The 12,127-nt window shown below is 45.6% G+C and carries 8 protein-coding genes and 1 tRNA gene; 6 read left to right on the top strand and 3 right to left on the bottom strand.

Features of this window, described 5'->3' with window-relative positions:
* Positions 1-21: 21 nt before the first annotated feature.
* Positions 22-1,515, top strand: coding sequence for a glycerol kinase GlpK (gene glpK / locus C1T21_RS24790; protein ID WP_103050147.1), 1,494 nt, complete (start codon positions 22-24; stop codon positions 1,513-1,515).
* A gap of 84 nt (positions 1,516-1,599) precedes the next feature.
* Here glpK and C1T21_RS24795 read toward each other — a convergent pair whose 3' ends face one another.
* Positions 1,600-2,640 (bottom strand): LacI family DNA-binding transcriptional regulator, encoded by a 1,041-nt coding sequence (locus C1T21_RS24795; RefSeq protein ID WP_103050148.1) that lies wholly within the window; start codon positions 2,638-2,640, stop codon positions 1,600-1,602.
* A 284-nt stretch (positions 2,641-2,924) separates the two neighbouring features.
* On the opposite strand from C1T21_RS24795, the gene C1T21_RS24800 reads away from it, so the two are divergent.
* From C1T21_RS24800 to C1T21_RS24820, 5 genes are all read left to right on the top strand, one after another.
* A complete protein-coding gene (locus C1T21_RS24800) occupies positions 2,925-4,253 on the top strand; it encodes an ABC transporter substrate-binding protein (RefSeq protein ID WP_103050149.1) in 1,329 nt (442 codons plus the stop codon).
* A 73-nt stretch (positions 4,254-4,326) separates the two neighbouring features.
* A complete protein-coding gene (locus C1T21_RS24805) occupies positions 4,327-5,220 on the top strand; it encodes a carbohydrate ABC transporter permease (RefSeq protein WP_103050150.1) in 894 nt (297 codons plus the stop codon).
* The gene (locus tag C1T21_RS24810) at positions 5,220-6,038 is read left to right on the top strand and encodes a carbohydrate ABC transporter permease (protein WP_103050151.1); all 819 of its coding nucleotides are present in this window, start codon (positions 5,220-5,222) and stop codon (positions 6,036-6,038) included. Before C1T21_RS24805 ends, C1T21_RS24810 begins: the two co-directional genes overlap by 1 nt.
* A gap of 23 nt (positions 6,039-6,061) precedes the next feature.
* Complete coding sequence (locus C1T21_RS24815; RefSeq protein WP_103050152.1) at positions 6,062-7,408, top strand: GH1 family beta-glucosidase; 1,347 nt, start codon at positions 6,062-6,064, stop codon at positions 7,406-7,408.
* Positions 7,409-7,426: 18 nt separating this feature from the next.
* Entirely contained in the window at positions 7,427-10,660 is a 3,234-nt protein-coding gene (locus tag C1T21_RS24820; protein WP_103050153.1) for a cellobiose phosphorylase, read from the top strand.
* Positions 10,661-10,747: 87 nt separating this feature from the next.
* Here C1T21_RS24820 and C1T21_RS24825 read toward each other — a convergent pair whose 3' ends face one another.
* Entirely contained in the window at positions 10,748-11,512 is a 765-nt protein-coding gene (locus C1T21_RS24825) for an exodeoxyribonuclease III (RefSeq protein WP_103050154.1), read from the bottom strand.
* 404 nt (positions 11,513-11,916) lie between these two features.
* Positions 11,917-11,990: transfer RNA gene (locus C1T21_RS24830), tRNA-Arg, on the bottom strand.
* Positions 11,991-12,127: the final 137 nt, after the last annotated feature.

Raw genomic sequence — 12,127 nt, forward strand, 5'->3', positions numbered from 1 at the left:
TGACACGGGGAGAGATGAACAATGGGAAAATATATTTTGTCACTAGATCAGGGAACGACAAGCTCAAGAGCGATTTTGTTCAATAGCGAAGGAGATGTAGTGTACTCGGCTCAGCGAGAATTTCCGCAGTATTTTCCTCATCCCGGCTGGGTAGAGCAGAATGCGAATGAAATCTGGAGCTCTATTCTCGGAGTCATTGCCTCCTGTCTTTCCGAATCCGGTGTAAAAGCAAATCAAGTGGCTGCCATCGGCATTACCAATCAGCGAGAATCGGTGGCTGTATGGGACAAAAATACAGGAGTGCCCGTGTATAACGTACTCGTATGGCAATCACGCCAAACTTCGGACATCTGTGAAGAATTGAAGCAGCAAGGGCACGAGGAGCTTTTTCACAGCAAAACAGGCCTGTTGATCGACCCGTATTTTTCAGGCACTAAAGTAAAGTGGATACTGGACCATGTGGAGGGTGCACGGGAAAAGGCAGAACGAGGTGACCTGTTATTCGGTACGATTGACTCGTGGCTGATCTGGAAACTATCCGGCGGAACGGCACATGTAACGGACTACTCCAATGCAGCCAGGACGCTGATGTACAACATTTATGAACTAAAGTGGGACGAAGAGCTGCTGGACATTCTGGGTGTTCCGAAAATCATGCTACCTGAGGTAAGACCTTCTTCCGAGGTATATGCGCACACCGTGGATTATCATTTCTTTGGTCAGAATGTACCAATCGCCGGTGCAGCAGGTGACCAGCAGGCAGCCTTGTTCGGTCAGGCATGTTACGAAAAAGGGATGATCAAAAACACTTACGGCACAGGCTGCTTCATGCTGATGAATACGGGGGATCAACCAGTGGAATCCAAGCACGGCCTGATTACGACCATCGCTTGGGGACTGGAGGAAGGCAAAGTGCAATACGCACTCGAGGGGAGTGTGTTTGTAGCGGGGTCGGCGATCCAGTGGCTGCGAGACGGGCTACGTATGTTCCGTGAAGCGAAGGACAGTGAACCTTATGCCGCCCGTGTTTCGTCTACGGAAGGAGTGTATCTTGTACCCGCTTTTGTCGGACTGGGCAGCCCCTACTGGGATAGCGAGGTGCGCGGAGCGATGTTCGGTTTGACACGCGGGACCACGAAGGAGCATTTTATCCGCGCCACATTGGAGTCACTCGCTTATCAGACCAAGGATGTGCTTACAGCCATGGAGATTGATTCAGGTATTGCAGTGAAATTGCTGCGGGTGGATGGAGGAGCTGTATTGAACAATTTTCTGATGCAATTCCAGAGCGATATTCTGGATGCAACAGTGGAGCGGCCAGTTATCCATGAGACGACGGCACTGGGAGCTGCATGTCTGGCAGGTTTGGCTATTGGATATTGGAAGAGTACGGATGAACTTCGCAAGCGGGTGAGAGTGGAAACCTCTTTTGCCCCGAATATGGATGAAGCAACACGTGAAAGCTTGTATAAAGGCTGGAAAAAGGCTGTGAATGCGACGATGGCCTACAAGTAATAGATAAGCGATGGGTCTCTGAATATTAAACTGCAAAAAGATGACTTCTGAATTTATCAGGAGTCATCTTTTTTAAGGCATGTGCTAACTCTTGGCCTTCGTATGGTTCCAATGTTGCCGGGCTCCGCAGGAGCTACGAATGACTAGTTCCGGCTCTACTTTAATACATTTCGTATCCATTTGTTTATTCATCAGGTCAAATAGCACCATAGCGGCTAGACGGCCTATTTTTTGCTTGTCTTGTTTTACAGTCGTCAGTGGAGGTTCGGTATAACGACAGGCTTCTATATCATCACATCCCACTACAGCAATATCCTCGGGTACCCTCAAGCCGCTTTCCTTGAAAGCACGTATGGCACCAAAAGCAAGCAGGTCAGTCGCCGCAAAAATAGCTTTTGGTAAATTTCCTTGCTGTATCCACGCCTTCGCGACCTGGTATCCATCTTCTGCCGCGTAGTCCTTACCATACACGACCCATTCAGGTCTAACGTCAAGACTAAACCGTTTTAGTGAGGCGATAAAGGCTTCCTCTCTCTCTTTAATAACCAAGGAGGGGCGTTCAATACCTATAAAACCCATTTCGCGGTATCCATTCATGTAAAAGTGCTCAACAACCTTCATTGAAATCTTCTGATTGTCGGACATGATATAGCAGGAACTAGCTCCGGTTAGCTCAATATCGACACCGATGCAGGGGATAGGGCTGGCATCGAGATCAAAAACACTCTTCTCCACCTCATCTCCAGCAATAATAATGCACCCGTCCACTGAAAAATATTTCGAGCGTGCCAAATAGTCCTCTCCATTATCCAGAAATTTCTCATTTGAAAAAAACAGCAGATCGTAACCGAGCAAGCCAATCTGTTTTTTGAAGACATTAATGATATCTACAAAAAAAGGATGACTAAAATCAACATTCAGCTTGCCAGCAAATATAACGCCTACCAGATTAGATTTTTTGGTAGCAAGCGTTTTAGCTGAGGAGGAGGGTCTATAGCCTGTTTCCTCCATGATTTTAAGTACCCGCTGCCGGGTTTCCTCACTGATGTCTGTGTAATTGTTAATGATTTTCGAAACCGTTGCTACTGAAACGCCTGCCATGCTAGCTATTGTTTTTATATTCATGGAATCCTCCGCAACTAAACTGATTTAGTTAAATTCACTTTTCTTTTCAAACTTAATGATTACTCGTATTCTATGCTACCTCATAGAAGTGAGTCAACAGTGTGAATAAAGGATGTTGCCTAATATTTCAAGGAGTAATAACGGTGATTTATGTTTTATTTGATAATTTACAATTCTCTATTTACAAATACAGGCTATCCGATACATAATAGTAGCTGTAATTAACTAAAGCGCTTTCGTAAAAGTAAATGTATTTATTCTAAGAGTACAGGGGGAATTTTGCAATGCTGAAAAAGTGTTTTTCTTTACTTATTGTAACCGCTTTAATAGTGGTATTGGCTGCTTGCGGCAAAGGTGGTGAAGCTGGACAGAACGGGAATAAAAAGGTCACGTTAAAGATTATTCATTGGCAGCAAGAAAATATTAATAACTATATAAAGGAATTTAATAAAAAGTTTGAAGAGAAGTATCCCGATGTTCAGGTGGAGTATACGACGGTTCCTGCTGATTCAACGTATGATCAACTGATGCAAACGCGTATGAATGCTGGTTCAACCGGTGATGCAGACATTATTCCTTTGAAATTCAGCTTCGTAGGCGCACCGCAGGAATGGTCTAAGGGAGCAGCTGATCCGATGTGGAAGCAGTGGATTGAGGGAGGACTCATTGCAGATCTGTCGGATCAAGCTTTTATCAAAAACTATAATCCTACAGATGTCAAAAATGCCATGACCTACAACGACAAAGTATACGGTGTAAACATGGGAAAGGTGGCCCTGACAGGTCTGTTTTACAACAAAGAGATTTTTGAAAAATATAATCTTGCTGTGCCGACGACATGGGACGAACTGGTGAATGTGATGAAGGTGCTCAAGGATAATGGGGTAGAACCGCTTGGTTTTGGCGGTAAGGATGTATGGCCTATTAACCTTGCTGTCCAAGGGCTTCAAGCCTCTATCCATGATGATCAGCTGGAATATATCAAAGGGCTGTGGACAGGTAAGACGAAGCTGACAGACCCCGCCCAGCTTGAAGTGCTGGAAAAAACACAAGTTTTGATGAACAACGCCATTAGTGGATTTATGGGGATTGACTATGGAACCTTGCCAAGCTTGTTTGCTTCAGGGCGTGTAGCTATGATTGCGGATGGTACGTGGGATGCAACTACGATTCAGACAGCCAATCCAGAGCTGAAATTTGGATATTTCCCAATTCCAGGTAGTAATGATCCTGCCAAAAATAAAAATCTAGCAGGCAAGTACGATATGACCTGGCTGGTATTGGATAAATCGCCAAACAAGGATTATGCGATCAAATGGCTTGAAATGCTCTCCGAGAAGCAGAACTATACCGATTTCGTAAACGCTGCTGGATTTTTGCCAACACAGTCTGATGTGAAGATAAGCAGCGACTTTGTTAATGAAATCCAGCCTTCACTGGAAAACTTCAAGCTCTCTTGGGATCAGTTGTTTATCAATCGTAAGAATGTTGGACAGTACATTAAGGAAGCCAGCGTACATGCGGAATTTTTGGCACCTGCCGGTCCGTTAAAGACGCCTTTGGAGCTTGCCCAGAAATCTCAGGCAGACTGGGATGCGGCAGCCCCTAAATAAATCTATAGATTTTACAGGAAAACAAATGGGCAACTGCAAAGCTCCCATAATAATGTAAAAAGGTGTGAGACCCATGTATCCCTTCGGAAAGGGTGCGGCACGGATAATGCCCTATCTTTTGCTGAGTATTCCGGTGCTGCTCTATTTGCTTCTTGGTTTTGGACCCTCTATGGTAACCGTGCTTTTTTCCTTTACAGATGCTACCGGGGTTCCGGGGCAGACGTGGCATTTTATCGGATTCGAGAATTACACGACCTTTTTCACCTCCTCCGACTCTGGAGATCGCATCGCTTCCATTGGCCGTTCCTTATATTTTGCCGTAGCGGTGGTTGTGATTCAAAATGCAGTAGGGCTGTTCATGGCCATCCTTATTAATAAAAAGCTCAAAGGGGATATGTTGTATCGCTCTGTATTTTTCCTGCCGGTTGTGCTCGGGGTAACGGTATCCGGCCTGATCTGGCAACTGCTTGCCAATCCGCTTGGGGGTCCTGCGCAAGCCTTGATGAACTTTTTTGGAACCAGCTCCAACTTCTTCGGGGATTACGATATTGCATTTGAGTTAATTATTTTTGTGCAAATTTGGATGTACATGGGTTACTCGATGACTATTTTCTTAGCCGGACTCCAATCTATCCCCAGTGACTTATACGAAGCAGGGTATATGGACGGTGCCTCTGGATGGAAAGCGTTCAAAAATATTACTTTTCCGATGATTGCTCCTTCCTTTACCGTCAATATGCTGCTGTCCATTATCGGCGCATTGCAGACCTTTGACATTATTTATGTGCTGACAGGTGGTAAATTCAACACGACGACACTTGCGTTTGATGTATATGCGACTGCCTTTGGTACTGGGACGTCAGATTACGGCCTTGCTTCCGCAGTTGCTATGATCCAGTTCGTATTCGTGTTTACGGTATCTATGATTGCCCTGTATTACTTACGTAGAAGAGAGGTGGAAATGTAATGAGCAGTACCAAAGGAGCCAAAATACTGAGCTACATTATCGTACTGCTCATGCTTTCGTTGTATGTGTTCCCGCTTTTCTACCTTTTTAATGTATCGATGAAGACTCAAAGTGAGTATCTGATGGACCCTGTAGCTCTAGCCAAGAGTATACGCTTGGAGAATTTCATGGATGCTTGGGAAAAAGGAAACTTCTCTCAATACATGTGGAACAGCATTTTGTATACAGGCGTATCTACGTTATTAACGCTGATTATATCCGTGTTTGCGGCTTTTCCGCTGGCGCGGGGATACGTTAAGTACAGCACCTTCTTTTATGTGTTTTTCCTGATATCCATGTATCTCCCGAATCCGCTGATTCCGCAATTTGCTCTCATTAATAGCCTGGGACTTTACAATACCCAGCTTGGTTTTATTTTGCTGAAAACAACAGGTACCGGTATCGCTTTTCTGATGTTTGTGGGGTATATCAAGTCTGTCTCCCGAGAGCTGGATGAAGCGGCTGCCATGGACGGGTGCGGATATTCACGATATTTGTTTACAATTCTTGTCCCGCTGATGAAGCCGGTGTTGGCAACAGGCATTATTTTGACAGCGATTGGGGCGTGGAATGACATTATAGGTCCTACTATTTATTTGTCTGATCCTGCTTATCAGCCAGTGACCAAGGGATTGTTCTCCTTCTACGGACAATACATGAACAACTGGCCGCTGCTCGCTTGCGGCATTCTGATTGTTACACTACCGCTCGTTATTTTGTATATTTTCCTCCAGCGCTTTATTGTCGGCGGTGCAATGGCCGGAGCTGTGAAGTCTTGATTCCTGAAAGGATGATACCGAGTATGAGTGAGAATACCTATACATTCCCCACCACGTTTATGTGGGGAACTTCGACCTCTTCTTATCAAATTGAAGGTGGCGTGGATGAGGAAGGAAGAACGCCTTCTATTTGGGATACTTTCTGTCGAGCACCCGGGAAGGTGATAGGAGGGGACTGCGGAGATGTGGCTTGTGACCATTTTCACCGCTTTAAGGAAGACGTGCAATTAATGAAGCAACTTGGCTTTTTACATTACCGTTTTTCCGTGGCCTGGCCGCGCATTATTCCCGCACCCGGCGTGGTTAACGAACAGGGGTTGCTCTTCTATGAGCGTCTGCTGGATGAGATTGAGTCGGCCGGGCTAATTCCAATGCTGACGCTGTATCATTGGGATCTACCGCAGTGGATTGAGGACGAAGGCGGTTGGACGCAGCGAGAGATTATCCAACATTTTAAAACGTATGCTTCTGTAATCATGGATCGATTTGGACAACGTATAAGCTGGTGGAATACGATAAATGAGCCCTACTGCGCCTCTATTTTGGGCTATGGCACAGGAGAGCATGCCCCCGGCCATGAGAACTGGAGGGAAGCCTTTACTGCCGCTCATCATATTCTGATGTGTCACGGGATAACCATGAACTTACACAAGGAAAAGGGACTGACGGGCAACATCGGTATTACGCTGAACATGGAGCATGTCGATGCAGCCTCTGAACACCCCGAAGATGTAGCCGCTGCTGTCCGGCGGGATGGTTTTATTAATCGATGGTTTGCCGAACCATTGTTTAACGGGAAATACCCTGAGGATATGGTGGAATGGTACGGGGCGCACTTGAATGGATTAGATTTTGTACAGCCTGGTGATATGGAGCTGATTCAGCAGCCAGGGGATTTTTTGGGCATCAACTACTACGCCCGCAGTATCATTCGAGCGACTTCAGACGCTTCGTTGCTTCAAGCCGAGCAGGTTTCCATAGAGGAACCGGTAACGGATATGGGATGGGAGATTCACCCTGAATCCTTTTATAAGCTGCTAACGCGGATTGAGAAGGATTTTTCCAAGGGATTACCCATCCTGATTACGGAAAACGGAGCAGCGATGAAGGACGAACTGGTGAATGGAAAGATTGAGGACATTGGACGTCAGTATTACATTGAGGAACATTTAAAGGCATGCCATCGCTTTATTGGGGAGGGAGGTCAGCTTAAGGGCTATTTTGTCTGGTCATTCCTCGATAACTTTGAATGGGCCTGGGGATACAGCAAACGTTTTGGTATTATACACATCAATTACGACACGCAGGAACGGACGCCCAAACAAAGTGCGCTGTGGTTCAAGCAAGTGATGGCGAATCACGGGTTTTAAATAGAAAAGGGGTGCACGATGCAGCAGTATTATTTTGACGATCAAGGACGTTTTGTGATTGAGAATTATGCGCAGGCCAAGCCCTTTTCCAGTTTTCTACCCGGTATTGCTGGTGTTCAGGGAATTCCGCTGTGGGCGTATTATGTTAATCGTGGACAAGGAATTGCGAGCTTTGGTGTGGAGGATAAGAATGGAGCAATCATGGAGTTTTTTCCGGCCAACCGCAGCTATAGTCTCGTGCCGATACATGGCTTTCGAACGTTTTTAAAGGTGAAGATGCAGGGGGAGTGGAGCTATGTGGAGCCATTTTCAGCTGTGCATCCTGTGGAGCGTGAACAGCAAAAAATGCTGATATCCCGCCATATGCTGGAAATACACAGCTCTAATCCAGACACAGGGCTTGAGGTGCGTGTGCAATATTTCACACTTCCTCATGAAAGTTACGCTGCTTTGGCGCGCAAGGTGGAGATTGTCAATCATTCCGATCAAGAGCTTGAACTGGAGGTGCTGGACGGCATGCCTGCCGTGCTGCCCTTCGGTATTGATAATGCGGCATACAAGGAGCTTGGACATACACTGAAAAGCTGGATGGATGTGTATAATCTCAACAATAGCATTCCTTACTATAAGGTGCGTGGAAGTACAGCAGATACAAGTGAGATTCATCAAATTGAAGCGGGACATTTTATGTACAGCTTTGTGGAGGAGGAGGGCAAGACCAGGCTATTGAGTCCAATTGTCGATCCGTCCGTAATATTTGGTGAAAATACGGCACTGACCTTCCCGGATCGCTTTATCCAAACACGCGTCGAAGACTTGGTTTCACAGCAGCCTGTGACGACGAATAAAGTGCCTTGTGGGTTTAGCGGCTACACAGCACGACTAGCGGCAGGTACTGCCGTCAATCACTGTACGATCATCGGGCATGTGAATGATATTCACTCTATCAATGAACGGATTACGGAAATCGCGACCATACCTTATATCGAGCGGAAGGCGGAGGAAGCCAAAGCGTTGATCGAAGAGTTGACGGATGAAATGGCAACGCGGACATCCATTCCGTTATTTGACGAATACTGCCGTCAGAACTATCTGGATAACCTGTTACGTGGTGGTTATCCATTGCTGCTGGACAACGGCACTGAGCAACCGTTTGTATATCATGTATTTTCACGCAAGCATGGGGATCTGGAACGGGACTATAATTTCTTTAAGCTCCAGGCGGGATATTATTCTCAAGGAAATGGTAATTTTCGCGATGCAAACCAGAACCGGAGAAATGATGTGTGGTTTAACCCCGGCATAGGAGATTTCAATATCCGTTTGTTTATGAGCCTGATTCAGCCGGACGGCTATAATCCGCTTGTTGTAAAGGGGTGTAGCTTTCAAATACGAGGGCTGGAACCGTTGCTGGGACAGGTGGAGGTGGCAGATCATTCGTCTTTGCGTGCTTTTTTTCAATCGTCGTTCACCCCGGGTGAGCTGATTCAACATATCATTCATGACAACATCGCGCTAAAGCAAGCGGTTGAGACGTTTGTAACCGAAGTTCTCAAGCATTCCGAACAATGCTATGAGGCTGATTTTGGTGAAGGTTTTTGGATCGACCATTGGACGTATAACATGGATCTAATCGAAAGTTATCTAAGTATCTATCCGGACAAACAAGAGGAACTCTTGCTCGCGACCAGAGAGTACATGTATTACGACAGTCCGGCATGGGTACAGCCACGTCGAAACAAATACGTGCAGATGAAGGACGGACGTATCCGTCAGTACGGGGCGGTCGTAGAGAGCAAGGAGAAAGAAGCTCAGCTGCACGCCCGGGATCGCGATGTTCATTGGGTTCGAACCGAACATGGAAGCGGAGAGATTTATAAGTCCAATTTATATGAAAAGCTGCTGTCATTGACAGCCATCAAGCTGTCTACGCTGGACCCGGAGGGCTTGGGAATTGAGATGGAGGCGGGCAAGCCGGGATGGAATGATTCCATGAACGGACTTCCGGGGCTGTTTGCTTCTGGATTCAGTGAACTGTGTGAATTACAGCGACTTGTAAGATTTTTAATACATGCACAGGTGAAGCTTTCGGGCAATTCTGTGCTACGGCTGCCGCGAGAAGTTGCTAAGTTGATCCAACAGCTGAGGCTCACAATGGAGGAATACTACCACGATTCTGATGAGGCTGATTACAGGAATGAAAGCAAGGATTACAGCTTCTGGTCACGAATTTCGGATGCTAGAGAAGTGTACCGCGAATCGATTCGTTTTGGATTTGAAGGAACAGAAATACCACTAGCGTTTGAAGATGTACTGGTGTTTTTGCTCCAGGTTGAACGTAAACTCCAACAGGGGATGGATAAGGCTCTGCTTATCGGTGAGGGGATATACCCAACCTTCTTTTATTATGAAGCCAGAGAATTCGAGGTACAGGAGGATGACTGCGGGGGCAAGCTCGTAAACATACATTCCTTCGAACGTAAGGATACACCATATTTTCTAGAGGGACCGACCCGGGCTATGAAAGTGGTTGGCGACATTGTAAATGGGCAGAAGCTGTATCGGCAAATCAGGCAGAGCGGGCTTTACGACAGGAAGCTGGGCATGTATAAGGTGAATGAAAGTCTGGCAGAGCAGCCGTTTGAACTCGGTCGTTCCAGAGCTTTTACGCCGGGTTGGCTGGAAAATGAATCTATATTTATGCATATGGAATATAAATATTTACTTGAGTGTTTAAGGGCGGGTCTATACACTGAATTTTTTTCAGACATTAAAAAAGCGTTTCCGCCTTTTATGGACCCAGAGGTCTACGGAAGAAGCACGCTGGAGAACAGCTCCTTTATTGCTAGTATTGCTAATCCTGATGCAAGTTTGCATGGAACGGGATATATTGCGAGGCTGAGCGGATCTACGGCAGAATTTATTCATATGTGGATATGGATGATGACGGGCGGGCAGCCGTTTGGCTATGATCATAGGGGCCTATCCTTGAGGCTGGAGCCCAAGCTGCCAGGCTGGCTTTTCACAGCTACAGGTGAGCTATCTTTCTGTTTTCTCGGAAGCTGCCAGGTGACTTATTTTAATACGGATCGCAAGGATACTTATGCACCGGAATGCATAGTGACCCAGTATGTACTGCATTACGCCAGTGGCGAAAAGAAGACGATAAGTCAGGCCGTATTAGATCAAAAAGAGGCACAAGATGTGAGAGAGCGGTTGATTTCCCGTATCGAGGTATATTTGGGGACATAGCTCCATTAATTAAAGCCGTCATGCTGCCATAACAGAGCATGACGGCTTTTTAAGATTTCATAAATCCTTGTGTCAGGGCAGGGGGACCTATGCTGAAATATCTTGCAAATCCAATATCACAGGGCAGTGGTCACTGCCTGTAATATGACAATCAATGCTCGCATCCATCAATAGCGGACGAAGTCTCTCCGAGACGAGGAAGTAATCAATCCGCCAGCCGATATTCCGTTCTCTCACCTTTGGCATGTAGGACCACCAGGAATAAACATCCGTCCGGTCAGGATAAAAGTATCTGAAGCTATCTATAAATCCGGCGTCTAGTAGCTGTGACATACGTTCCCGTTCCTCAGGCGTAAATCCGGCATTTCCGTAGTTAGATTTGGCATTTTTGAGGTCGATCTCCTGATGAGCTACGTTCAAGTCTCCACAAACGATGACAGGCTTCAAAGCGTCCAGTTGTTGCAGGTAGCTGCGAAAACGGTCTTCCCATTCCAGTCTGTAGGGCAGTCGGGATAAGTCCCGTTTGGTATTCGGTGTGTACACATTGACGAGATAAAATTTTTCGAATTCCAGAGTAATGGTTCGGCCCTCCGGTTCTTCATTTTCTTCAAGTCCATAATGCACAGAGAGCGGCTTGATTTTGGTGAAAATAGCCGTGCCGGAATATCCTTTTTTCTCAGCATAATTCCAGTATTGTGTGTATTCCTCCATGTTCTCCATGAGGATTTGACCTTCTTGAAGCTTCGTTTCCTGTACGCAAAAAATATCGGCATTAGTTTCTTTTAGATAAGTATAAAACCCTTTGGTCACACAGGCTCTTAAGCCATTTACATTCCAAGATATTAATTTCATTTGACTAATCTCCTTGCTAATTCACGCGGTCAAGCGATGTGATTTGTATATCCTTTGTTGACATAAGCTTATAAAATCTTCTATCGGACTTCATAGGTTTTTCATCAAAATGGTCCTGAAATGGTGCAACATGATAGATGATAGCAATTTCTGCGTTTTATTGAAAGAGTAGAGACTTGAAACTAGCGCCTAAAGTAGCGTGGGGCAGACTACTCTTTCTACATTATTTATAATGAAAAAAAGCTCCCTTGCGGAAGCTTTTTTTGGTGTAATTTATCAAGAGAGATACTCTCCCTATGGTCGACTACGAAGTATAGGCTAACGATGCCGATGGCCCGACGTTCCCCCGTGGTTTATCTCATGAGAACAAAAAAAGCCTCCATTATGGAAGCTTCTTGTTATGACGTCCCAGGAGGGATTCGAACCCCCGACCGACGGCTTAGAAGGCCGTTGCTCTATCCAGCTGAGCTACTGGGACATAAAATTCAAGCGAATATTAATATATCATATGGATAAAAGAAATTCAAGTCTTATTTTGCATATATCGCTTGTTTAGGCTTTGTACAGCATAAATTCTGAGTAGACGTAGTTTTTTTTGCCTTATAAAAGGGTATG

Source organism: Paenibacillus sp. F4 (assembly GCF_002894905.1).
Classification (GTDB): Bacteria; Bacillota; Bacilli; order Paenibacillales; family Paenibacillaceae; genus Paenibacillus; species Paenibacillus polymyxa_B.